At 73.1% G+C, this 24,428-nt stretch carries 19 protein-coding genes; 3 read left to right on the top strand and 16 right to left on the bottom strand.

Annotation, left to right across the window (positions count from 1 at the left end; all coding sequences use genetic code 11):
- Window positions 1–32: 32 nt before the first annotated feature.
- The 6 genes from BM342_RS01795 to hemB form a co-directional block, all read right to left on the bottom strand.
- Entirely contained in the window at window positions 33–6,011 is a 5,979-nt protein-coding gene (locus tag BM342_RS01795; protein WP_092963817.1) for an Ig-like domain-containing protein, read from the bottom strand.
- Window positions 6,008–7,153 (bottom strand): serine/threonine-protein kinase, encoded by a 1,146-nt coding sequence (locus BM342_RS01790; RefSeq protein ID WP_092963816.1) that lies wholly within the window; start codon window positions 7,151–7,153, stop codon window positions 6,008–6,010. Before BM342_RS01790 ends, BM342_RS01795 begins: the two co-directional genes overlap by 4 nt.
- A 174-nt stretch (window positions 7,154–7,327) precedes the next feature.
- Window positions 7,328–7,696 (bottom strand): hypothetical protein, encoded by a 369-nt coding sequence (locus tag BM342_RS01785; RefSeq protein ID WP_092963815.1) that lies wholly within the window; start codon window positions 7,694–7,696, stop codon window positions 7,328–7,330.
- Window positions 7,697–7,843: 147 nt separating this feature from the next.
- Entirely contained in the window at window positions 7,844–9,529 is a 1,686-nt protein-coding gene (locus tag BM342_RS01780; RefSeq protein ID WP_092963814.1) for a cation:proton antiporter, read from the bottom strand.
- Window positions 9,530–9,648: 119 nt separating this feature from the next.
- Complete coding sequence (gene hemL, locus BM342_RS01775; RefSeq protein WP_092963813.1) at window positions 9,649–10,986, bottom strand: glutamate-1-semialdehyde 2,1-aminomutase; 1,338 nt, start codon at window positions 10,984–10,986, stop codon at window positions 9,649–9,651.
- On the bottom strand, window positions 10,983–11,981 hold the full coding sequence (hemB, locus tag BM342_RS01770) for a porphobilinogen synthase (RefSeq protein ID WP_092963812.1): 999 nt from the start codon (window positions 11,979–11,981) through the stop codon (window positions 10,983–10,985). Before hemB ends, hemL begins: the two co-directional genes overlap by 4 nt.
- 101 nt (window positions 11,982–12,082) lie before the next feature.
- Between hemB and BM342_RS01765 the strand changes: the two genes are divergently transcribed.
- Window positions 12,083–13,000: an SDR family NAD(P)-dependent oxidoreductase gene (locus BM342_RS01765; RefSeq protein WP_092963811.1), complete on the top strand. Its 918-nt coding sequence runs from the start codon at window positions 12,083–12,085 to the stop codon at window positions 12,998–13,000.
- 230 nt (window positions 13,001–13,230) lie between these two features.
- Here the strand turns inward: BM342_RS01765 and BM342_RS01760 are convergent, their stop codons facing one another.
- The 10 genes from BM342_RS01760 to hemE form a co-directional block, all read right to left on the bottom strand.
- Window positions 13,231–14,043, bottom strand: coding sequence for a uroporphyrinogen-III synthase (locus tag BM342_RS01760; RefSeq protein WP_255368460.1), 813 nt, complete (start codon window positions 14,041–14,043; stop codon window positions 13,231–13,233).
- On the bottom strand, window positions 14,040–14,951 hold the full coding sequence (gene hemC, locus BM342_RS01755) for a hydroxymethylbilane synthase (RefSeq protein WP_092966379.1): 912 nt from the start codon (window positions 14,949–14,951) through the stop codon (window positions 14,040–14,042). Before hemC ends, BM342_RS01760 begins: the two co-directional genes overlap by 4 nt.
- 41 nt (window positions 14,952–14,992) lie before the next feature.
- The gene (locus BM342_RS01750; RefSeq protein WP_092963810.1) at window positions 14,993–16,264 is read right to left on the bottom strand and encodes a ferrochelatase; all 1,272 of its coding nucleotides are present in this window, start codon (window positions 16,262–16,264) and stop codon (window positions 14,993–14,995) included.
- A complete protein-coding gene (hemQ, locus tag BM342_RS01745) occupies window positions 16,264–17,001 on the bottom strand; it encodes a hydrogen peroxide-dependent heme synthase (RefSeq protein WP_092963809.1) in 738 nt (245 codons plus the stop codon). Before hemQ ends, BM342_RS01750 begins: the two co-directional genes overlap by 1 nt.
- Before the next feature lie 97 nt (window positions 17,002–17,098).
- Entirely contained in the window at window positions 17,099–17,749 is a 651-nt protein-coding gene (locus BM342_RS01740; RefSeq protein WP_092963808.1) for a GntR family transcriptional regulator, read from the bottom strand.
- A 14-nt stretch (window positions 17,750–17,763) separates the two neighbouring features.
- Window positions 17,764–18,087, bottom strand: coding sequence for a DUF3618 domain-containing protein (locus tag BM342_RS01735; RefSeq protein ID WP_092963807.1), 324 nt, complete (start codon window positions 18,085–18,087; stop codon window positions 17,764–17,766).
- Complete coding sequence (locus BM342_RS01730; protein ID WP_177232013.1) at window positions 18,074–18,478, bottom strand: phage holin family protein; 405 nt, start codon at window positions 18,476–18,478, stop codon at window positions 18,074–18,076. Before BM342_RS01730 ends, BM342_RS01735 begins: the two co-directional genes overlap by 14 nt.
- 13 nt (window positions 18,479–18,491) lie before the next feature.
- The gene (locus BM342_RS20115) at window positions 18,492–18,959 is read right to left on the bottom strand and encodes a hypothetical protein (RefSeq protein WP_255368458.1); all 468 of its coding nucleotides are present in this window, start codon (window positions 18,957–18,959) and stop codon (window positions 18,492–18,494) included.
- A gap of 122 nt (window positions 18,960–19,081) precedes the next feature.
- Window positions 19,082–20,641, bottom strand: a complete 1,560-nt coding sequence (gene hemG, locus BM342_RS01720) for a protoporphyrinogen oxidase (protein WP_092963804.1) — start codon at window positions 20,639–20,641, stop codon at window positions 19,082–19,084.
- Window positions 20,638–21,777, bottom strand: coding sequence for a uroporphyrinogen decarboxylase (gene hemE / locus BM342_RS01715; RefSeq protein WP_255368457.1), 1,140 nt, complete (start codon window positions 21,775–21,777; stop codon window positions 20,638–20,640). The genes hemG and hemE overlap by 4 nt, the downstream gene beginning before the upstream one ends.
- Window positions 21,778–22,152: 375 nt before the next feature.
- Here hemE and BM342_RS19735 point away from each other — a divergent pair, with 375 nt between their 5' ends.
- Entirely contained in the window at window positions 22,153–22,881 is a 729-nt protein-coding gene (locus BM342_RS19735; protein ID WP_092963803.1) for a hypothetical protein, read from the top strand.
- Between the two features lie 56 nt (window positions 22,882–22,937).
- Window positions 22,938–24,290, top strand: a complete 1,353-nt coding sequence (locus BM342_RS01705; RefSeq protein WP_092963802.1) for a glutamyl-tRNA reductase — start codon at window positions 22,938–22,940, stop codon at window positions 24,288–24,290.
- The last annotated feature ends 138 nt before the right edge of the window (window positions 24,291–24,428 follow it).

Genomic DNA, 24,428 nt, shown 5'->3' with positions numbered 1-24,428 from the left:
GTGCGGGGCCTGATGGGGCGTGGCCGGGTGGGTCATGGGGTGGTCGGCGTCGCCGGCTCGGTCGGCGGGTCGGGCTCGCACACCGTCGCCGTGCGCGGGATCTTCGCGAGGCCCGCGTACGCGCCGGTGAACACGAGTTCGTACGTGACGGCGAGCGGGGCCGCCGGGTCGGGCACCGTCCAGTTGCGGATCACCGCGGATCCCGCGGCGGCACCGGACACGGTCGCGCCGACCTCGAACAGCGTGACGGCCGACGTATCGGCCGGCGCCGCGAGGCATCCGGAACCGAACGAGACCGAGGCGGGGGCCGGTGCGGTGCGTGCGGCGACCGGCAGTTCGTTCGAGCAGTACGCCCGGCCCCGGTCGTGGCACTGCCTGACGAAGACCGAGCCCGGGTTCGCCCACTCGCCGACGGCGGAGTTGAAGTCGGTGGTCCAGTCGGTGAGGTCGGAGCGGTACTCGAGGTGGAACCCCTCGAGGGCCGCGAGGGTCGGACCGGTGAGGGCGTAGATGTAGGTGCCGCCCTCGGTCGCCGCCGTGGTCGCGACCGAGTAGCTCGCGTCGCCGGTCGGGGTGGCCACCATCGTGTACAGGAACACCTCGGCCGTGCCGGATGCCGCGACGCCGAACCCGTTCGAGACGCAGGCCTTGACCCGGTACTGCTGGTACTGCGAGAGCCCGGCGATGGCCGTGGACTGCGAGACGACCGCCGAACGCGCGTCGTAGGCGAGCCCGCCGTCGCCGTCGGCCCAGCACTGAGGTTCGCCGCCGGAGCGCCACGCGAAGTACACGACCTCGCTCGGACGGCCGCTGTGGTTCGCCTCGGGGTCGATGCCCGAGATCGCGAGGGAGTCGTTCGTCGTCGCGGTCGCCTGGATCCGGTCGGGGTCGAAGTACGGTGCCCCGGCGGCGGTCACGGACTTCGCGACCGCGCCGCCCTCGTTGCCGCCGCGGCCCGTCGGCGGCTCGAAGACGCTCAGGGGAACGAGCGTGATCGTCTGCGGCCCGGGCACGAGCTGGAGATCGACGACCGTGGTCGCGCCGCGCCGATCGATGACCTGACCGGTCTCCTGCACCCGGAACGAACGGGCGTCGCCGGCGGCGGCGATGCGCACCTCGGCCACTGCCGTGGTCGGAGAGGTCTGGCCCTGCCGGTAGACGGGCTCGATCGTGACGTCGGTGATGGCGGGCGCGCGGTAGCTCCAGGTGGTCACGGCACTCGTGGCCGACGACGCACCCACGCCGTTGACGACACGCGCGGCGTACTCGTGACGCTCGCCGGCGACGAGGTTCGCGATGCGGCACCACCAGGTGCCCGGCGCGCTCGGCGCGCAGTCGGCCGCGACCACGCGACCCCCTTCGAGGATCTCGATGCCCGACATCGCCGGGTGGGCGCGCATGGCCTCGCCGAGCGAGACCTCGAGCGTCACGCTCGACTCGGAGTAGTCGGCGGTCGACACCGAGGCGGGTGGCTGAGGCAACCCGAGCAGGTCGACCGTCAGGCGCCCGGCGCCGGTGCGGCCCTGCGCGTCGGCGACCGTGTACGGGACGACGCATTCCCCACCGAAGGCGTTCTGGCCCGACGGCCAGGTGAGCGTGATCGACCGGTCGTCGGCGGCGCGCACGGTCGCGACCTGGCAGTTCGCGGCGCCGGTGGCGAGCCCCAGGAGCTTCAGGCCCGCACCCGTCTTGCCCGCGAACGGATCGTATTCGCCGGCCACGCCGACGACCTGCACAGTACATGAGGCGCCCTGGCCCACCGAGCACTGCGAGCCGAACACGGCTCCCCGCGGCGCGTCGGCGGGCGCCTGGCCGACGACGAGCGTGATCGCCGACGTCAGCCCTCCGAACGCGCCGACGCTCACCGTCACGGTCTCCCGCGTGCCGGGCCGTGCATCGGCGCGGGCCTCGACCGTCACCGCGTCACCGGCCTGCGTCACGAGGAACGCGCTGCCCGTCGCGGACACCGCGTAGTCGAGCTTCGACCGGTCGCCCTCGCGGCCGCCCTCCCACGAGGTCATCTCGTCGTAGAGCCGGACGGTCTCGGCTGCACCGGGCGCGACGGTTCGGCTGACGGCCGAGAGGATCGCCTGCGGGTCCTTCGGCACGATCGCGATCGGCACGGCGACTCGCGACCAGGCGGTCTGCCCGACCAGACGGACCGGAATCAGGCAGAGGTCGCTCCACGGGGCCTGCGCCCCGGCCGCGTACTCGACGGATCCCGCTGCACCGGCTGCGCGGCACGAGGCGACGGCGCGCTGCGCGCGGTAGTCGCCGCCTTCGACCTCGACGCGGTCCCGGGCCGGCAGGTCGAGCAGGTCGCGCACGTCGAACACGGCGCTCTGCTCCTCTTTCACCTGGATCGCGTCGAGGCCCGCGCGCACCTGGACGCGCAGATCGTCGCCCGCTGGCACCACGAGGAACCCGAAGGCCTCCACGTCGCGGCCCGACCGGTCTTCGCCGTGCACGCGGAAGGGCACCAGCGCCCCGTCGTCGGCGAGCGGGCCGACGATGCGATGGCCCTCCACCCGATACGAACCGTGGCCGCCGCCCCAGATCTCGACGTCGAGCGCCCCGAGGTCGCCGGAGGCCCAGACCACATGCCCGGAGACGACGTCGATGCCCGCCTCGGGCAGGTCGCCGCGCGTGCGCGCCGTGACGACCGTGTCCGTCACCAGTGGCGCATCGGTCGCCTCCGCCTCGGTGACGCTGACCACGACGAGCCCCTCGGCCGTGCTCGACGTGCGGGCCGACCTCACGGTGTACCGGTAGGAGTTCGTGCCGGCCACCGCGCCGGGGTGCAGCACGACCCGGTCGGCGGCGAGCGACGTGGACTCGTCGACGAGCGACGCGAGCCGCTCGTGCTCGGCGCTTCCCTCTGGCGCGTTCGGCACGAGGCTCACGAGTTCGAGCGCTCCCTGCGCGGGATCGAGGTCGTTGCCGGTCGGCTGCACGGTGACGGGCGAGTCCGCCCCCTGCTGCACGCGCACGTAGTCGCTGAAGGTCACGGGCGCGGCATCCGTCACCGCCGCGGTGAGCACGCCGATGCGCACGGTGCCCGTGCCGACCGCACCCGAGGCGTCGCGAACGGAGTACTCGAAGGCGGGCTGCGAGGCGCCCGTGCCCGCCGCAGGCGCCGAGTAGACGATCGCATCGCCCTCGGCCGAGATCGTCGCGATGCCCTGGCCCGCGCCGGGCTGGGTCACGTCGGCGAGCACGGTGCGGTCGCCGTCGGGGTCCATGCCCGCCGAAGGCACGGCGATGCGCACGCTCTGGCCGCTCAGCACCCGTGCGACGAGCGGATGCGGCTGCGGCTGGCGGTTGGCGCCGTCGGGCAGCACGGTGACGGTGATCGTCGAGTGGTCGAGCCGTTCGGGTGCCTGCTCGAGGCCGACCGCGTAGCCGAGCTCGTACGTTCCGGGCTCCGTGGGCGCGAGGTAGCGCACCTGGTCGTCCGACGCGAAGGCGAGCTCGCCGTCGGCGCCCGACGAGGTCACCTCCGGGTGCACGACGAGGCGCTCGGCGCGAGGGCTCACGTCGTTCGCCGTGACGGGGATCGAGACGAGTTCGCCGGCACGCATCGTGACGGTGTCGGGCATCGCGATCGGGCTGAGCCCGACCGAGGGCCCGACGAGGAACACGCTGAGGTCACCGACCGCGGTCGCCGCGTCGCCGTCGGCGACACTCACCCGGGCCCGCCCGACGAGGCCGGGCTGTCCGTTGCTCGTCGTGCCGGTCGCGCGCACCTGCGACTGCGCGACCACGCCGACGTCGAGTCCGGGGGTCGTCGAGACCGCCCCCGTCACGACGAGCACCCGGCCGCTCGTGTTCTGCGCCGCACCGAGCACGTCGACCATGGCGTCCTCGCCGACCCGCACGAACGCGGTCATGGGTGCGAGGGCGAGCGGCGCACCGGCCGCGGCCACGGTGACGCGGATCGTCGCGGTCTGCTCGGCTCGGGTCGACACGTCCTGCACCGTGAAGGTGGCGAGGTAGGCGCCGGGTTCGGCTGCGCTCAGCTCGACCTCGCCGACCGCGGCGTTCGGCACGACGACGAGGCCACCGCTCGCGGCCGTCGCCGTGGGCACGGCGTCGAGCAGGCGCATCGATCCGGATCCGCCGGTGACATGGTCGGCGACCTGCACGATCGCGGTCTCGCCCGCACCGGTGGTGACGGCGACGGGCGCGACCTCGAGCGCGGCGGTCGCGGTCACCTGCAGGTCGAGCGTCGCCTCGGCCTCGGCGCCGAACGCGTCGACGACGGTGAGCCGCACCTGCACCCGGTCGGTCGCCGCATTCGGGTCGGTGTGACGGATCGCGACCCGGCCGTCGGACATCGGCACGACCGAGACGGGCGCCGAGGGGTCGACGGGCTGCGCGTCGGCGAGCACGAACGGGTCGCCCTCTCGGTCGACCCAGCCGGACAGCACCGACACGAGCGCCGTGCCTCCTGGCATGAGTTGCGGCGTCGGCCACTGCTGGGCGCACGCGTCGACACCGCACCACACGGGCGCGCTGTTCACGTCGTCGGGCACGACGGTCAGGGTCGCGACGACGGGAGCGGATGCCGCCGAGCCGTCGCTCGCGGCGTAGGTGAAGGTCGTCGAGCCCGACGTGGCGCGCACCCGCGCCGCGGGGGTCTGGTCGTTCGAGGTGAGCGCGAGCTCGCCGAACGCCGGGTCGGCGAGGCCGCCGGCGATGGAGGTCGGGTCGACCGTGAGCACGTCCTTGGCATTGGGGTCGTGGTCGTTCAGCAGCACCGGAAGCTCGACCTGTGCGCCTGCGCGCACGCCGAACGCGTCGGCGACGGCCACCGGCGGTTCCTGCCGGGCGAGATCCTGGACCACCTCGGTGCCGACGCGGTCCTCGATGTCGTCGTCGAGCGACCACTGGTCGAGCGGCACGAGCCGGCCGTCGGGCACGGTCCAGACGAGGCCGGTCGAGGTCTCGTTGAGCACCGCGCGGTCGCCGTTGCCGCGCAGCACCGGCGTGACGGACCGAGGTCCGTCGGAGCCGGCCTCGGCCGCGGGCGGTTCGATCGGCGTGGTCTCGCCCGTCGCGCTCGACCAGATCGCTCCGCCGTCGGCCGAGAGCCACGCGGCGACCACCGCGCCGTCGACGACGATCGGCTGCGCGGGCGTGCCGACGGCGTCGACGCTGCGCCGGGCCTTCGAACCGTCGAGCGGCAGCTCGACGAGTCCGGTCGAGTCGGCGATGACGACGGATGCCGCGGCGTCGCCGCCCTGCTGCAGTTCGGCGTCGGGCTCGACGTCGAGTCGGGCGGCTTCGGGCAGGTCGGCGATCCACGCGCGGCCCCCTGCGGCGTCGAGCATGACCCATCGGTCGCCCGCGAAGGTGAGCTGGATCCGCGCGTCGGCCACGGGCGGATCGATGATCGCGACCTCGTCGCCCGTGAACCGCCCGGAGGCCGCGTCGTAGACGCGCACGGCGGCCTCGCGCGTGGAGAAGAGCGCGACGAGCCCGGCCGGCGACAGCCCGATCGCGGTCGCCGAGTAGGTCTCGTCGTCGCCGTCGGCACGTCGCTCGGCGTAGGGGTCGACGGGCACGGCGTCGTCGTCGCCGCGGGCGACCTGCACGGTGCCCGTGTCGGTGCGGTACGCGATCCACTCGCCGGCCGCGACCACGTCGCGCGTGCCGGTCGGGGTCGGGGTCGAGCCTCCGCCGTCTTCGGCGACGAGGTCGACGGGGTTCGACTCGTCGACGGACCAGCGCTGGCGCAGCCCCTGGTTGAAGACCGACGCCTCGGCGCCGACCTGCACGATCGTGCTCGGGTCGTCGACGTCGCGCACGAGGTCGATCTCGGCGAGGTCGGTGTTGACCCGTGCGTACTGGCCGGTGTCGCGGGTGACCCAGACCGAGGTCTCGAGGCGGGGCACCTCCTGCGACTCGTAGCCGTTCGCCGTGACGGCGAGTGCGACGACCGTCGCGATCGCGGCGACGCCGGCGATCGCGGTGACGAGTCCCCGACGCGTGGGGCGACGGGGCGTCACATCACCCCTGACGCGAGCACCGCGGCGGCCGCCGCGACCAGCACGACGAGGGCGGAGCCGACGCCGATCGCCGCGGGCTTCAGCCAGGCGCCGCGCGGTCGAACGGATGCGGGAGCCAGGCCGCCCGCGTCGATCACGCGCCCGGCGGGGCGGGCGGTCGCGACGGCGGCCGCCCGGCCGGCCCTGCGGGAGTCGGGGTCGACGGTCGTGACGACGGGGCCGCGGCGCGCGGGGTCGGAGAAGTCGACCGGGGCTGCGGCCGCCCACTCGGGCGAGGCGACCTCGAGGGTCGTCGGCGGGGCGCCGAGCTCGTACTGCGCCCAGCGCAGCTGTTCGCCGAACTCGGCCATCGACCGGTAGCGACGGGCGGGGTCGCGCTGCATCGCCGACGACAGCACCGTGTCGATGCGAGCGGGCACGCCCCTCGGTGCGAGCGGCGTGTACTTCGCGCCGAGCACGCGCCGCGACAGCTGATCGACGGTGTTGCGGCTCCGGTCGGCCAGTTCGAACGGACTGTGCCCGGCGAGCAGCGTGTAGAGCGTGGCGCCGAGGCTCCAGACCTCGCTGGCCACGGTGCCGTTGGTTCGTTCGCCGAGCACTTCGGGCGCGCTCCACGGCACCGACATCGCAAGGGTGTCGCCGGCCGCGTCGTCGCCGATCGAGCCTGCGATGCCGAAGTCTGCGAGCACGGGCGCGCCGAGCGAGTTGACGAGCAGGTTCGACGGCTTGATGTCGCGGTGCAGCAGGCCGGAGCGATGCGCGGTCTCGAGGGCTCCGGCCATGCGCACCCCAATGTCGAGCACTTCGCCTGCGGGCATCGGCCCGCGCTTCACGCGGGCGCCCAGCGATTCGGGGCAGTACTCCATGACGAGGTAGGGCCGCCCGTCGGAGGCGATCGACGCCTGGTGGATCGTCACGATCGACGAATGCGCGCTGAGTCGTGCCATGGCATCGGCCTCGAGCGTGAACGTTCGGCGCGCCTCGGGGTCGATGACGTCTGCGAGCAGCACCTTGACCGCCGTGACGCGGCGGGGAAGGTCCTGTTCGTAGAGGAACACGTCGGCGAAGCCGCCCGTGCCGAGCGGTCGCACGTAGGTGTACCCCGCCAGCACGGGAGGAGCGGACGGCAAGCGCTTCGGCACGACCTGATCCCCTCACTGCCGGCGTACGTCGACGCACCGGCAGACCGGTCGTTCGTCTCGGGTGTGGCGGATGCGACGGCTGGGCCGGCCGCGGCATCCGCGCATCATCCTAGGCGGAGCCGGAACTCCGCACCGAATCGCGGAGCGCCCCCTGTGGAAAGGGGGCCGGACGGGCTATTCGGCGTCTTCGGGCGTCTCGACGAGCTTGAGCCGGTCGATGAGTGCGGCCGCATGGTTGGTGCTCAGGATGATGCGGGCGAACTCGCCCGCCGCGAGCTCCAGCACGACGGCCTGGCGCTTGCCCTTGACGACGACGAAGTCGAGGCCGCCGTGGTACTTCCATGCGCCGACGGCGACCACGAGCGGCACGACGCTGCCGCGCGTGCGGATGCCTCGGATCCACACCCAGGGGTCGTCGGTGATGGTCGCGGAACGGATGTCGTCGCGCTGCACGACGATGTCGGCCGACCGCAACGAGAGCGACTTCTCGGCCGGCGTGAGGTGAACCTCGATGCGGTCGGGGTGCACTCGGAGCTGGGCCATGTCTTCCATCCTGCCCGAGTCCGTGCGCACCGGGGCGGTCGACGCTCCACAAGGCGGTAACGGTTTCGCGCCGGTTTCCTCCAGTAACCGATGATTCCGGTTACCGGATCGGCATGGGTGGGCGGATGCCGCGGCGCACGCCCGCACTCACTCGGCCGACTTGGCCCGCATCTCGAGCGCGATCTGCGCGGCGTCGAGGTTCGCGAGCTCGTCGGCGAGCACGTCGGCGTCGAACGTGCCGTTGTCGCGGGCGTCGAGCAGCGCCGACCGCTGCGCCGCGATCACGTCGAGGCGGTAGCGACGCTCGGCGAGGAACGCCTCCACTCGGGGCTCGCCCTCGGTTCGCGTCGGCTGCTCGAACGACGCGGCGCTGTCGCGGAGGATCTGCATCAACCGAGTGCGCTCGGCCTGCATCTCGGCCTGCTGCCCGGCGGGGTCGACCTCCGGCGCGATGCGCTGCACGAGCGGCCCGATGGTGCCGCCCTGCACGAGCAGCGACAGCACGGCGACCGCGAACGCGATGAAGACGAGCAGCGAGCGCTGCGGCGTGTCCACGGGCAGCGTCTGCGCGGCGGCGACGGTGACCGCGCCGCGCATGCCCGCCCACACGACCACGATGCCCTCGCGCAGGCCGAGCGGCTGCCGGCGGAAGTACTCGATGTCACCGAGCGACTGCGTGACGCGGCGGCGGAACCGGTCGAGGTCGCGGCTCGTCGTGCGCCGACTCCCGCCCCGCCCCCTGCGCTGTCCTCCGCGTTCGAGGATCTCCCGCTCGCCCTCCGGCGTCGCCAGCTTCTCCTGCAGTCCCTCGAGCCTCGGCTGCATCGCCGCCGACCGACGATGCCGCCGCCCGAGGCTCCGGAGCAGCGGCGCGACGTACGCGGCGCGCACCAGGAGCGTGAGCACGAGTGCCCCGACCGCCACGAGCAGCGCCGGAAGGACGCCCGCATGATCGCGTTGCAGGTCCCCGACGATCGCCTGGATCTGCAGGCCCATCGTCAGGAACACCACGCCCTCGAGCACGAGCTCGACCGTGTGCCAGTTCTGCGAGTCGGAGAGCCGGTTCTGCGGCGACAGTTCACGGGGCGCACGGATGCCCGTGACGAGCCCGGCGACCACCGCGGCCACCAGGCCGGAGGCCTCGAGGAGTTCCGCCGGCACCGACGCGATGAACGGCACCGTGAACGAGAGCACGGTGTTGACCGCCGGATTCACGACCCGCCGACGCACCGCGAGGTTCAGCCATCCGACCAGGCCGCCGATGACGGCGGCGACGGCGACCGAGTACGCGAACGTGCCGGCCGCGGCCAGGAACGAGAACGATGCCGCCACGGCCACGATCGCCGTGCGCAGCACGACGAGCGCGCTGGCATCGTTGAGCAGGCTCTCGCCGTCGAGCATCGACACGACGCGCTTCGAGACCGGCGTCTGCTTGATGATCGAGGTCGCCACCGCATCGGTCGGGCTGATGATCGCGCCGAGGGCCACGCCCCACGCGAATCCCAGATCGGGGATCACGAGCATGAAGAACACCCCGAGCACGAGCGAGCTGGCGATCACGAGCAGCACCGACAGCCCGCTGATCGCGCCGAACTCCCGGCGGAAGTTCATCGTCGGCATCGAGACCGCCGACGAGTAGAGCAGCAGCGGCAGCACGCCCTGGAGGATCAGCTCGGGGTCGATGTGGATCGACTCGAACACCGGCAGGAAGCTCGCGGCGATGCCCACCGCGACGAGCACGAGCGGCGAGGCGATGCCCAGGCGCGGGCCGAGCACGGCCGCGCCGGCGATCACCACGAAGGCGATCACCCCCACGATGATCAGTTCGGTCACCCGATCAGACTGTCAGCAACCCGCCGCCGAACGCGAGCATCAGGCTCCCGCTACGCCGATCCGGCGCACTGGAGTCGGCCCGACCGGTCGGGCCGGCTCCCGTCTCGACGCCTCCCCGATCAGGACGGGCGAGCGGATGCCGCGGCGCGCGCTGCTGCGGGCAGCGCGGCGACGATGCGGTCGATCGCCGCCTCGTCGTGGGCCGCGGTGACGAACCAGGCCTCGAACACGCTCGGCGGCAGCGAGACGCCCGCGTCGAGCATCGCGTGGAAGAACGGGGCGTAGCGGTAGGCCTCCTGGCGCTGCACGCTCGCGTAGTCGCGCGCACCCGTGCCGACGAACTCCTCGCCGAACGCGAAGCTGAACAGGTTGCCCGCGCGCTGCACGCCGTGCGCGACGCCCTCGTCGGCGAGCGCCTCGGACACCGCGGCAGCGATCGTCGCGGCGGCGCCGTCGAGGTGCGCGTAGACCGCGGCATCCGCTGCCCGGAGCGTGGCGACGCCCGCGGCGACCGCGACCGGATTACCCGAGAGCGTGCCGGCCTGGTACACGGGACCGAGCGGCGCGAGCTGCTGCATGATCTCGGCACGACCGCCGAGCGCGGCGACGGGCATGCCGCCGCCGATGACCTTTCCGAACGTCATGAGGTCGGGGGTGTAGGCGTGCTCGGTGGCGGACTCGAGGCCCCACCAACCGGCCGCCGACACGCGGAAGCCCGTGAGCACCTCGTCGCTGATGACGAGCGAGCCGTTGGCGTGCGCGAGTTCGACGAGCGCGGCGTTGAAGCCGGGCAGCGGCGGCACGACGCCCATGTTCGCCGCGGCGGCCTCGACGATGACGGCCGCGATGCGGTCGCCGTGCTCGGCGAACACCGCGCGCAGCGCATCGAGGTCGTTGTAGGGAACGACGAGCGTGAGCGCGGCGATGTCGGCCGGCACGCCGGCCGAACCCGGCAACGCGAACGTCGCGAGACCCGAGCCGGCCTCGGCCAGCAGGCCGTCGGAGTGCCCGTGGTAGTGCCCGGCGAACTTCACGAGCAGGTCGCGTCCGGTGAATCCGCGGGCGAGCCGGATCGCGCTCATGGTCGCCTCGGTGCCCGTGCTCACGAGTCGCAGCTTCTCGACGGGCGCGACGCGCGCCTCCACGAGCTCGGCGAGCTCGGTCTCGGCGGGCGTGGACGAGCCGAACGAGAGACCGCGGGCCGCGGCATCCGTCACCGCCTCGATCACGCGCGCGTCGGCGTGACCGAGGATCGCGGGACCCCAGCCGGCCACGAGGTCGACGTACTCGCGACCCTCGACGTCGGTGACGTAGGCGCCCTTGGCCGACACGAGGAATCGCGGCGTGCCGCCGACCGAGCGGAATGCCCGCACCGGCGAGTTGACCCCGCCCGGGATCGCGGCCTGCGCACGTGCGAAGAGTTCGGCGTTGGTGGTGGCGGTCGTTGCGGCGGTCATGCCAGGTCTCCCTTGCGGATCCAGTCGGCCAGTTCGACGGCCCAGTAGGTGAGCACGACGTCGGCGCCGGCGCGCTTGATGGAGCGAACCGACTCGACGACGGCGCGCTTGCGGTCGATCCAGCCGTGGGCCGCAGCGGCCTCGATCATGGCGTACTCCCCCGACACCTGGTACGCCCAGACGGGCACCTCGGATGCCGCGGACACGTCGGCGAGCACGTCGAGGTAGCTGCCCGCGGGCTTGACCATGACGATGTCGGCGCCCTCCTCGATGTCGAGCAGGGCCTCGCGCAACCCCTCACGACGGTTACCCGGATCGAGCTGGTACGAACGGCGGTCGCCCTCGAGCGTCGACTCGACCGCGTCACGGAACGGTCCGTAGAACGCCGAGGCGTACTTCGCCGAGTACGCGAGGATCGCCGTGTGCGAGTGACCGCCCTCGTCGAGCGCCTCGCGCACCGCGGCGACCTGGCCGTCCATCATGCCGCTGAGGCCCAGGAGCTCGGAGCCCGCCCGCGCCTGCTCGAGCGCCATCGCGACGTACCGCTCGAGCGTCGCGTCGTTGTCGACGCGGCCCTGGTCGTCGAGCACGCCGCAGTGACCGTGATCGGTGAACTCGTCGAGGCAGAGGTCGGTCTGCACCACGAGCGAACCCGCGGCCGCCTCGACCGCGACGCGCGTCGCGACATTCAGGATGCCGTCGGGGTCGGTCGCACCCGATCCGCGGGCGTCGCGCACCTCTGGCACGCCGAACAGCATCACGCCGCCGATGCCCGCGGCCGCGGCATCCGTCACCGCCTGCGGGAGGCTCTCGAGCGTGTGCTGCACGACCCCGGGCATCGATGCGATCGGAACGGGCGCACTCGCCCCCTCGCGCACGAACACGGGCAGCACGAGGTCGGCCGGATCGAGGCGGGTCTCCGACACGAGGCGGCGCAGGGCCGGCGTCTCGCGGAGGCGCCGCGGGCGGATGCGGGGGGCAGGCGTGGAAGTCACCCGAACAGCCTACGTCGCCCTGATTGCGAGGGTTCCGAGAGCCCGTGATAGCTTCGCCCGGCGAGTCGGGCGACGGATGCCGCGGCAGCAGGAAGCCCGAGATGCACCGCTCCCCCACGACCGCCGAGCCCGCCCGACGTCAGCAGGCACGACGCCAGCACGCACGTGCGCGGCTCGAACTGCACGGCGCCGTCGCCGTCGTGACCGGCGCGGCAAGCGGCATGGGACTCGAGTCCGCGAGACTCCTCGCCGCCCGCGGCGCGCACCTCGCGCTCGTCGACCGCAACGGCGAGGCGCTCGAACGCCTGGCCGCCGAACTTCGGGGCGACGCGGCATCCGCGAGTCTGCTTGTCACCACCCATGTGCTCGACCTGGCCGACCTCGACGCGATCTCCGCACTGCCCGCCGAGGTGCTCGCCGCCCACGGCCACGTCGACGTACTGCTCAACTGCGCGGGCGTCTCGATGCTCGGCCGGTTCGAGCAGCTCACGCTCGAGGAATTCCGCTGGGTCGTCGACATCAACCTCTGGGGCACCGTCGCGATGGTTCAGGCGTTCCTGCCCGGGCTGCGCGAACGCCCTGCCGCGCACATCGCGAACGTCGCGAGCCTCTACGCGCTCGGCGCCCCCGCCGGCCGCGTGCCCTACGTGACCTCGAAGTTCGCGGTGCGCGGGTTCACCGACGCGCTGCGACACGAGCTCGAGACAACGGATGTCTCGGTGTCGGCCGTGTATCCCGGCGGCGTGCGGACCGGCATCATCCACCATGCGCGGGTCGCGGCATCCGTGCCCCCGGATGTCGCCGCGCGGGCCGCGAGCGCCCAGTCGGCGCTGTACCGCACGACGCCCGTGCAGGCCGCCGAGCGCATCGTCGACGGCATCGAGCGCCGCCGTCCGCGCGTGTTCATCGGCCGCGACGCGCGCCTCACGGACCTCGTGACGCGCATCGCGCCGGTCGCCTACTGGTCGGTCATGCGCGGCATCGTGGCGAAGGCGGGCGACACGTCGGCGTCCGCCTGACGCACGACGCCTCGCGGGCCGCCGAGCCGTCGGCCGCGCGTCAGGCAACCGGCGGCGCCTCAGGCCGAGCTCGCGGATTCCGGCCTGAGCAGCCCGCGTCTGCCTGAGTTCCGGATGCCACGCCACGATGCCGATGCTTCCGGCCGCGGCCGGGCAGCGGCGAGGCGTCAGGCGGGTGCCGTCAGGTGTCAGGCGTCAGACGCCAGCCGCCAGGCGTGCGCCGTCAGACGTCAGGCGTGCGCCGTCGCAGCGTCGACGACCGCCTCGATGAGCGACTCCGCACTGCGCTCGCGGGCCACGACGTCGACACGAAGGCCGAGCTCGGCCGCATCGCGCTGCGTCTGCGGGCCGATGGCCGCGACGAGGATCGACTCGGGAATGGGCCCGAGCTGCTCCTGCACCTGCTCGGCGACGCTGCCCGAGGTCACGAGCACGGCGTTGACCCGACCCGCGCGCACGTCGTCGACGACCTTCTGCGCGACCGGCACGCCGACCGTGCGGTAGGCGACGACGGCCTCGACGGAGTGCCCGGCGTCGGCGAGGCCGATCGAGAGCACCTGCTTGGCGATCGCCGAGCGGAGCGCGAGCACGCGCAGGCCCTTGGCGCCGCCGGTGGCGGCGTCCCACTCCTCGAGCAGGCCCTTGGCCGAGTTGTCTTCGGAGGGCACGATGTCGACCTGGTATCCGGCGGCCACGAGGGCGGCCGCGGTCGTCTCACCGACGGCGGCGACCCTCGTGGTCTCCGGAATGACGGCGTGGTACGACGAGAGCACGTCGACCGTGGTGGCGCTCGTGAGGGTCAGCCAGTCGAAGCCGCCGTCGGCGAGCTTCGCGAGGGCCGCCTCGAGCGCGGGCTGGTCGTCGGTCGGCGCGAAATTGATGAGCGGCGCGATGAGGGGCGTCGCGCCGCGGGCGCGCAGCGCCCCGGCGACGCCGTCGCCCCAGGGGCCACCACGGGGCACCAGCACTCGCCACCCGGCCAACGGCTTGCCGCTGTGCGAGGGGAGCCCGATGACCCCGGTGACGGGTTCGAATTCGGTCACGATACCTCCGGAGCAGCAGCAGCCAAGTCAGCGGCACCGTTGCCGAGGAGTTCTGCGACGGCGCGATCGGCGACATCGCGAGCCGCCTCCGCCAGATCTGCGGCCGAACGGCTCTCGGGGGTCGCGGCATGCGAACTCGTGATGCGCCGGGCCCCGTCGGCACTGTACACGCTCGCGCTGAGGAACAGAAGTTCGTCCTCGAGGAACGCGGTCACGCCGACCGGCGCCGCGCATCCGGCCTCGAGGCCGGCCAGCACGAGTCGCTCTGCGAGGGCGGTGGCACGTGTGGTGCGGTGGTCGATCGCCTCGAGCGCCTGCTCGAGCGAACGGCCGGCGCGCTCGCGTCGCACCTCGATCGCGAGCGCTCCCTGCGCCGCGGCCGTGGGCCACTCGTCGAGCGCGAAGAGCTCGGTCGCGGCATCCGATCGACCGAGGCGGCCGAGGCCGGCGGCCGCGAGCAGCACGGCGTCGAGCTCGCCCGACTCGACCTTGCCCAGGCGGGTGTCGACGTTGCCGCGGATGTCGAGCACCTCGAGATCGGGTCGCACCTCGAGCAGTTGCGCGATCCGGCGCGGCGAGCCGGTGCCGACGCGGGCGCCCTCGGGCAGCTCTGCGAGCGTCAGGCCGTCGCGAGCGCACAGCGCGTCGCGGGCATCGGCCCGCTTGGGCACGGCGCCGAGGCGCAGACCCTCGTGGTCGGCGGTCGGGAGGTCCTTCATGGAGTGCACGACCACGTCGCACCTGTCGGCGAGCAGCGCGTCGCGGAGGGCGGTGACGAACACGCCCGTGCCGCCGAGCGACGCGAGCGACGCCCGCGAGGTGTCGCCCTCGGTCGTGACGGGAACGAGCTCGATCTCGGCCTTCGCCGCGGCGCCGAGTCGTTCGGCGATCTGCTTCGTCTGCGCCATCGCGAGCGCGCTCGCCCGGGTGCCGACGCGGATCACGCCGCTCACGGCGCGATCCCAGCGAGCGCCGGACGGAACCCGAGGCGCACGTTCTCGCAGCAGCCGGGGCGGCACACGTCGTACCAGGGGCCGAGCTCGGTGAGGGCCGGACGTTCGGCGACGGGCGTGCCGTTCACGCGCTCGAGCACGAGGTCGACGAGGCCCGCGACGTAGGCGGGGTGCGTTCCGGGCGTCGGCACGCGGACGGCCGCGAGGCCGTGCTCGCCTGCCGTCTCGATGGCCTCGTTGTCGAGGTCCCAGAGCACCTCCATGTGGTCGCTCACGAATCCGAGCGGCACGATGACGACGGCCTTGCGACCGGCGGCGGGCAGCTCCTCGATCGCATCGTTGATGTCGGGCTCGAGCCAGGGCATCGAGGGCGGCCCCGAGCGCGACTGGTAGACGAGCTGCCACGGCACGTCGGTCGCAGCGGCGTCGCGCATGACGACCTCGGCCACGGCGCGGTGCTGCGCGGCGTAGGCGCCGCCCTCGCCGAACCCGCGCTCGGCGGGGCCGGACTTCGCCGCATCGGTCGACGGAATGGAGTGCGTGGCGAAGAGCACCTCGATCTCGGAACGCTCGAGGCCCGGGTTCTCGGCCAGCAGGCCGGCGATGCCGTCACGCACACCCTCGGTGAACGGGGTGACGAAGCCGGGGTGGTCGAAGAACTGGCGCACCTTGTCGATCTCGATGACGTCGCCGAGCTGCGTGTCCTCGAGGGCGTCTGCGAAGTCCTCGCGGTACTGCCGGCAGCTCGAGTACGAGCTGTACGCGCTCGTCGCGATCGCGATGAGCTTCGTGTAGCCGGCCGCCTTCGCCTCGCCGAGCGCGTCGTTGAGGTACGGGTCCCAGTTGCGGTTGCCCCAGAGCACGGGCAGGTCGATGCCGCGGCTCGCGAGCTCGGCCTCGAGGGCGGCCTTCAGCACGCGGTTCTGCTCGTTGATGGGGCTGGTGCCGCCGAAGTGGCGGTAGTGGTGCGCGACCTCTTCGAGGCGCTCGTCGGGGATGCCTCGCCCGCTCGTGACGTTGCGCAGGAACGGGATCACGTCGTCTTGGCCCTCGGGCCCGCCGAAGCCGGCGAGCAGGATCGCGTCGTACGCGACGGGCTCGGTCACGTGCTCGGCGCCGCTCTGGGCTGCGCGGGTCGCGCCCGGCACGATCGCACCGACCGCGCACGGGGCGGATGCCGCGGGCGCCGGCTTGCGGCCACGGGTCGGCGTGGTCGCGGCTCCGGCGTCGGCCGAACCGCCCGTCGAACCGAGGTTCACGGCGGCCATTACTGCAGCACCTCCACGAGCTCGGCGGTCGAGATGCGGCGTCCGGTGTAGAACGGCACCTCTTCACGCACGTGGCGACGTGCGTCGGTGGCGCGCAGGTCGCGCATGAGGTCGACGAGGTCGGTGAGGTCGTCGGCCTCGAGCGGCAGCAGCCACTCGTAGTCGCCGAGTGCGAACGACGACACCGTGTTGGCGATGACGCCCGTGAAGGCGGCGCCCTTGCGGCCATGCTCGGCGAGCATGCGGCCGCGTTCGGCCGGGTCGAGCAGGTACCACTCGTAGCTGCGCACGAACGGGTAGACCGTGAGCCAGTCCTTCGGCTCGATGCCGCGAAGGAACCCGGGCACGTGCGCCTTGTTGAACTCGGCATCGCGGTGCACGCCCATGGCGTTCCACGTGGGCAGCAGGGCGCGCAGGAGCCGCGAGCGGCGCAGTTCGCGCAGCGCCCACTGCAGCCCCTCGGCGGTGTCGCCGTGCAGCCACAGCATCACGTCGGCGTCGGCGCGGAGGCCCGAGACGTCGTAGATGCCGCGAACGGTCACGCCCTCCTCCTCGACGAGGGCGATCATGCCGTCGAGTTCCTCGACGAAGCGAGGGACATCGTGCCCGTCGAGGTCGTCGGGGCGTGCGGGGTCGCGGCGGAGCACCGCGAACACCGTATAACCCACCGGAGACTGCTCGGCGTCGGAATCGGTCTGGAGCGCGTCGGCTGCCGCTTCGGCAGCGGGGGATGACATGCTCCTAGTCTCCCCCTTTCGGCGTCATCGGCCAAAAACTGGTCAGGAGCGCGGATGCCGCGGCCACCGTCTCGGGCGACCGGCGGCGCATCGCCCGTCACGGCTCGCTGAGCAGTCCGTAGGAGTGCGCGAGGTGCTCGCGGATCGCGTCGGGTCCCCGCGACTGCACCTCGTCGATGAGCACGCGATGCTCGGCGATGAGCGTCTCGAGCGTGTAGTGCGGGCGCACGTGCAGCAGGAAGAGCAGGATCTCGCTGCCGATCGCGGCGTGGGCCTCGATGATGCGCGGGCTCTCGGATGCCGCGACGAGCGCCCGGTGCAGGTCGAGGTGCACCCGTTCGGCGTCGACCCAGTCGGTGCACTCCGCGAAGCGGCCGAGCGCCGCACGCGCCGGGGCGAGCACCGCGTCGGGCCAGGATCGTCCGTGGCGTTCGGACGCGATGCGGATCGCCTCGACCTCGAGCGCGGAACGGTACTGGTGCAGCGCGAGGATCGATTCGCGGTCGAACGCCGCCACCCGCACGCCGCGGTACGGCAGCGCCACCGCGAGGCGTTCGCTCGCGAGGCGCTGGAACGCCGCGCGCACGGTATGCCGCGAGACGGCGTACTGCGCCGCCGCGGCCTCCTCGCGCAGCGGCGCGTCAGGCCCGAGGCGCCCGCTCAGGATGTCGTCGCGCACCGCATCGGCCACGCGATCGACGGCGGTGGCATTGCGTGCGGCGTCGGCCGCGGCATCCGCTCGGCTCATCGCCGTTCACCGGTTCAGTCGTCGGAGGAGGCGGCGCGGACGATCAGCCAGATGCCCACGCCGATCGCGGCCACCGCACCGGCTGCGACCGCGAGGAGCGTTCCGGGCTGCTCGTCGGCCATGCGATCGATCTTCGCCTTGAGGGCGTCGGTCTTTCGCTTGGCCTGCTTGGGCAGGTTGAGCTTGTCTTCGAGGGCGTTCAGCGTCTCGGCGAAGTCGGCGCGAGCGCGTTCGGACGCGACGCGCGCCTGCACGCGGCTGAGGTTGCGCTCGCGCTCCTTCTCGGTGCGCTTCGACGGCGTCGGGGCGGTGGCGCGCGATGCGTCAGCGGCGGTCATAGTCACCCGTTCCCTTCAGCGCGTCGAGGTCGGCCTTCAGGCTCTCGACGGACTCGAGCGGCTCGCTGCCACGCCGGAAGTTGACGATCGCGATCCAGACGAGCACCGCGATGATGAGCAGCAGGATGCCGCCGACGGTCAGCGCCGCGGCCCACGCCGGCATGATGAGCGCGAACGCGAAGATCGCGGCGGTGATGAGCGTGAACAGCAGGAACACGCCGACGACGGCGGCGCCCGCGATGAGGCCCGCCCCGATGCCGAAGTGCTTGACCTTGTAGGAGATCTCGGCCTTGACCTGGTCGATCTCGGCGCGGATGAGCGTCGACACCGTGTCGGGCAGCTCGCCGATCAGCTGGAAGAGCGACCGATCGTCGTTCGTGGGTGCTGGCATGGTCGCTGCCGCCTCAGGAACCGGACTTCGCCGTGCGCGGCTTCGGAGCGGGCTTGCGGGCCGGCTTCGCGGCCGGCTTCGCATCGGCGGCTGCCGAGGCCTCGGCGGCGTCGGCGGCTTCGTCGATCGCGTCGTCGAGCTTCGCAGCGGTCTCGTCGACCGCGTCGCGTGCGGCGGACGCGGCCTTCGACACGTTCTGCTTCGCACTCTCGGCTGCGCTGCGGACGTCTTGCTTCGACGCGCCCGACGCCTTGGTGGCGTTGCCGATGAACGCCTTGACCTGGTCGAGCACGGTGTCGCTCACGCTGCCGACGCGGGCCATGGCGAAGTCCTTCGCCGAGTCGACGCCCTTCTGCACGGTGGGCGTGTTCCACACGCTCGCGGCGGCACCCTTGATCTGCTCGTATCGCTCTCGACCGGCACGCGTGCCGAGCACGTAGCCGACCCCGAGCCCGACGACGAAGAGGACCTTGCCCTTCATGTGCACCCCATTCCCCTGCGCGTTGCGCGACGTCATTCCAGCGTAGACCCCGCAACGTCTCGCGCAAGGGGTTGCGCGGGAAAGTATGCCGTTGCGGCTATGCGTTCGGGGAGGGCCGGCCGTCAGGGCCCGGGCGGGATGTCGCCGGCACCGCCGGCAGAGGCGTCGACGGCCAGGTGGCGGATGCGGCCCGCAGCGGCGATCGCGTCCGGCACGACCGAGGCGAGCCCGGTTCCGGCGACCCACGAGCCCGTCACCTCGATGCCGGGCTCCGCCGCGAGGGCGTTCTGGAGGTCGCGGACCCGATCGCGTTGGCCGATGGTCGCCTGCGACAGGGCATCGCGCCAGCTCGCGCGTCCGAGGGCGCGGACGGCCGTGCCGTCGAGCCCGACGCCGAGCAGTGCGGACGCGTCGGCGAGCGCGGTCGCCCGCACCTCGTCGTCGCTCAGGCCGTCGAGCGGGTTCGCCTCGCCGGCGCGCCCGTACGAGAGCCGGACGACGTGGCGACCGCCCGCGCGCTCGGCGAGCCACGACCACTTCGCGGTCGAGTGGGTGAGCGCCTTCGCGGTCACCCCGGGGGTTCCCGCGGCGACGAGCACCCCGGTGCCGCGAGGCGCGGTGTCGAGCGCCGGCGCATCGAGCACGAGCGTCACGATCTCGACGGATGCCGCCGACGGCCACGCCCTGACATCCGCCCACCCCTCGACCGCCTCGACGAGCAGGCGGCGCGACGCCTCCGCGGGAGACGCGAGCAGCGCGAACCGGGAGTCGACGACGAGCGCGGTCGGGGGGGCGGCCGGCGCCGCCGTCGCGGCTGCATCCGTCTCGCCGGCCACCGATGCGGTGGCGCGCCACCCGTCGTCGGTGCGTTCGATCGCGGTCACCTCGGCGCTCGTCACGACCTCGGCGCCGAAGCGCTCGAGCTGCGCGAGCAGCGCATCGACGAGCGTGTGCATCCCGCCGTCGAGGCCCTGCACGGCGCCGCCGGCCTTGCGTTCCTCGAGCAGTTGGCCGACGCCGCCCGAGAGCGAGCCCGTGCGGCTCATCGCCTCGTTCAGGCCGGGGGCGACGACGTCGAGGTCGAGGTCGTCGGGGTTCGTCGAGTAGACGCCCGCCGAGATGGGCGTCACGAGGCGGTCGAGCACGGCCTCGCCCATGCGTTCGCGAACCAGCTTGCCCAGGCTGTGCGCCCGGCCGATGGTGAGGATCGGCTTCAGGCGGTCGAGGTAGGCGCGGCTCGCGCCGCCCCAGCCGATGATGCGGCGCACGTCGTCGCCGAGCGGGTTCGCGGGGATGCCCAGCATGCCGGTCTTCGGCAGCGGCGCAGCGTCGAGCCCTGCCTGCGTTCCGCGCTTGCCCTCGACCGGCCACACGAGCCACGCGCCGGCGGGATTCGGCGAGACCACCGACTCCGAGAGCCCGAGGTCGGCGATGAGCTCGGCGACCGCTCCCCCGCGGGTCGCGAACGACTCGGCGCCCGAGTCGATCGGGAGTCCGTCGAGCTCGATGCGGCCGACGCAGCCGCCGAGCACGTCGCGGCGCTCGAGCAGCACGACCTTCAGGCCGATCTTCGCGCACTCCAGCGCACCGACGAGGCCCGCGACCCCGCCGCCGACCACGACGACGTCGGCGGTGCGCCGCTCGAGCGCCACGCCCCCGTCGGTCGCATCCCGAACGCTCATGCTCCGGCCTCGTGCACGAGCTCGACCACGCGCGTGAGCACGGTCGGGTCGGTCTCGGGCGGCACGCCGTGCCCGAGGTTGAAGACGTGGGCCGGGGCGCCGGTGCCCCGTCGCAGCACGTCGCGCACCGCGGCCTCGAGCACCGGCCACGGGGCCGCGAGCAGGGCCGGGTCGAGGTTGCCCTGCAGGGGCACGCCCTCGCCGATGCGCTCGACGGCGACATCCAGCGGCACCCGGTAGTCGACGCCGACGGCGTCCACTCCGATGCCGTGCATCGCGCCGAGCAGCTCGCCCGTGCCGACGCCGAAGTGCACGACGGGCACGTCACGCGTCGTGCGCGCGCCCGCGGCATCAGTCACCTCGTACGAGAGGTCGTGCACGTGCGCCAGCGCCTTCGCCGAGGCCGGCGCGACGTGGGTCTCGTAGTCGGCGAGCGAGAGCGCGCCCGCCCACGAGTCGAAGAGCTGGGCGGCGGATGCCCCGGCCAGCACCTGGGTGCGGAGGAACCGGCCCGTGAGCTCGGCCGTCCACTCCATGAGCGCGCGCCACGCACCCGGGTCGGCGTGCATGAGCGTGCGGGCGGCGAGGTGGTCCTTCGAGGGGCCGCCCTCTGCGAGGTACGCGGCGAGCGTGAACGGCGCGCCTGCGAAGCCGATGAGCGGGGTCGCGGTGCCCGAGCCGTTGTCGGTCGTGTTCAGCTCGGCGATCGTGCGCTGCACGGCCTCGGTGATCGGGGCGGATGCCTCGTCGAGCCGTGCAGGGTCGATCGCCGTCAGCTCGGCCACGCCCGCGGCGTCCGCATACCCGCGGCCGAAGACCGGGCCGCGGCCCGGCTGGATCTCGACGTCGACGCCGACGAGCTTGAGCGGCACGACGATGTCGCTGAAGAAGATGCCGGCGTCGACCTCGTGGCGGCGCACCGGCTGCAGCGTGATCTCGCTCGCCATCGCGGGGTCGAGGCACGCGTCGAGCATGCGCGTGCCGACACGGAGGTCGCGGTACTCGGGCAGCGAGCGGCCGGCCTGTCGCATGAACCACACGGGCGTCGTGTCGGCGCGCTCTCCGCGATACGCACGCACGAGGCGCGAGTCGCCCGTGAGGCCGGCGGACAGGGGATGCTGCGCGGAGAGGATCACGGGTCACATTGTCGCGTATCCGCCTGTGAGGCGGACCCGGCGCCGAGCGCGCGGACGCCGCGTGCTCATCCGAGCAAATTCGGCGGGTTGTCCACAGGTTCGTACATGCCCCTTACATTCGGGTGCTGATCAGCGCTACAGTCGGTCCCGTTGTGCGCCCCCTCGCACGACGACGCGCCCTAGGTGGCGTGCCTCCGCCCCCCACGGAGTATTCGACGACGTGTCCCTGCTCGAAATCCCCCCGCTGTCCCCTGCGCCGATCTCCGGTCGCGCGGTCCGACGCCTCGGTGCGTCGAAACCGCGGCCGCGTCGTGCCGAGGCCGTCGGGCAGGGCACGTCGTCCACCCCGGGCCGAATCCCCTTCGGAGTCCGCAGATGAACGCCGACGCCCGCCATCGCACGAGCCTCACCGTGCTCGTCGCCATCGCCGCCGTGCTCGTGGTGGCCGCGCTCGTCGCGGCGTCCCCCACGGTCGGTCGGCTCCTGTCCGAGCTGCCGCCCGTCGCGACCCCCGACCGGCTTCCGCTCGTCGTCGGCGCGGCTGCGGCGATCACGGCCGTCGTGTGCGCGATCGTCGCCCTCGCACGGGCTGCGCGCAGCCGGGCGCGCAGCACCGCGCTCGCGCAGTCGTTCGGCACGGCGCCCGCGTGCGGCATCCGCACCTCCTCGCTCGTGGCCCGCATGAACGAGCTCCGCCTCGACGACGCCGCGGCCGTCCGCCTGAGCCGGCGCTACACCGTCGCGGTCGACGACCTCGGCGTCGCCTTCTGGGACGGCGGGCACCGCCGACCCCGCAAGGTCGACGCCTACCCGTGGCGCGAGGTGCGCAACATCCGTGCCGATTCGGTCGTCATGGGCTCGACCGTCGTGTCGGTGCTCGTGCTGCGCGTGCGCCGCCACAAGAACAGCGTCGAGGTTCCCGTCGTGTTCGCCGCTCCGGGCCTCGGGCGCTACGCACTGTCGGATGCCGCATTCTTCGCGATCGTGCGCGACTGGAAGGCGCGGCACCGCACCGCCCTCGCGGCCGAGGGCCTCGAGGTGCCGCCGCTGACGGCGCCGATCCCCGTGATCTCGGCCGAGATGCTGGCCGCGCACCGGGGGTGACCGGCTCAGTGGCAGCACCGGGCCGACCCACATGCGGGTGCGGGTAGAATCTCCGCGTGCTCATCTGTCTCACCGCGAGCCACAAGAACGCCGGGTTCGACATGCTCGAGCGTCTTTCGGCGAGCTCCGAACTGGCGGCCCCGCGCATCCTCGACGGCCACGACGCCCTGCAGGGCGCGGTCGTCATCTCCACCTGCAACCGCTTCGAGGCGTACCTCGACCTCGCGGCACCCGAGGGCTCGTCTCCCGTCGAGGCGGTGCACGAGGCGGTCCGCGCCGTCGGCGCGGTCGCCGGGCTCGACGCCCGGGACCTGCGCACCACGTTCGGCTTCGTGCACGGCAACGCCGTCGCCGGCCACCTCTTCTCGGTCGCCTCCGGCCTCGAGTCCGTCGTCGTCGGCGAGGGCGAGATCGCCGGGCAGGTGCGACGCTCGCTCGAGCAGGCCCGGGCCGAGGGCACCACGACGCCCGAGCTCGAACGCCTCTTCCAGCGTGCCTCGCAGACCTCCCGCCGCGTCAAGAACGCGACGGGCATCGGCGGTGCCGGCCGCTCGCTCGTGCGCCTCGCGCTCGAACTCGCGTCGAGCCGCGTCGCCGACTGGTCGGCCGCTCGCGTGCTCCTCGTGGGCACGGGCCAGTACGCGGGCGCGACGCTCGCGGCGCTCCGCGACCGCGGTGCGACCGACGTGCGCGTGTACTCGCCCTCGGGCCGGGCCGCGAAGTTCGCCGCCGGGCACGACATCACGGCCGTGTCGCATGCCGGGTACGCCGTCGCCGCCGCGGCCGCCGACGTGGTCATCACGTGCACGACCGCCGACCATCATGTCGTCGACCGCATGCTCCTCGAAGGCGGCCGCGCGACGCTCGCCTCGTCGCACGCGGCACCCGAGGCCGCCGCATCGCCCGTGCTCGCGGAGTTCCGCGCCTGGTGCCCGGTGCCCGAAGCCGCGCAGGATGCCCGCCAGCTCGTCATCGACCTCGGCATGCCGCGCAACGTGGCCACCGACGTGGTCGAGGTCGACGGCGTCGAGCTGCTCGACCTCGAGACGATCCGCAGGCACGCACCCCTCGAAGAGCTCAGCTCGACCGACGAGGCCCGCGTTATGGTCGACCGTGCGGCACGCAACTTCGGCGCGGTCGGCGAGGAACTCGACCTGACGCCCTCGGTCGTCGCGCTCCGCGGCCACGTGCAGCAGGTGCTCGACGCCGAGATCGCCCGGGCGCAGTCCCGCAGCACGGGCGACGACGACGCCGACGAACGGGTCGAGGCCGCCCTGCGCCACATGGCGGGCGTGCTGCTGCACACGCCCATGGTCCGCGCACGCGAGTACGCCCGGGCGGGCGACCAGCGCGCCTGGATCGACGGGCTCGAGGCCGTGTTCGGCGTGCGCACCGACGAGCTGCGCTAGCCCGCGGCATCCGATCGCCCGCGGCCGCCTGCTGCCGACGGGGCATCCGACCGCCCATCGCCGCGTGTCCACCCGCCGCGAGCCGGGCCGCCGATTCCCGTTCGACGACGAATGCCCCCGCGGTGAGGATCGCGGGGG

Origin of the sequence: Agromyces sp. CF514 (assembly GCF_900113185.1) — a bacterium.
GTDB lineage: Bacteria > Actinomycetota > Actinomycetes > Actinomycetales > Microbacteriaceae > Agromyces.
Note: the sequence above shows the minus strand (reverse complement) of the source record. Positions and strands in the feature narration are given on the sequence as shown.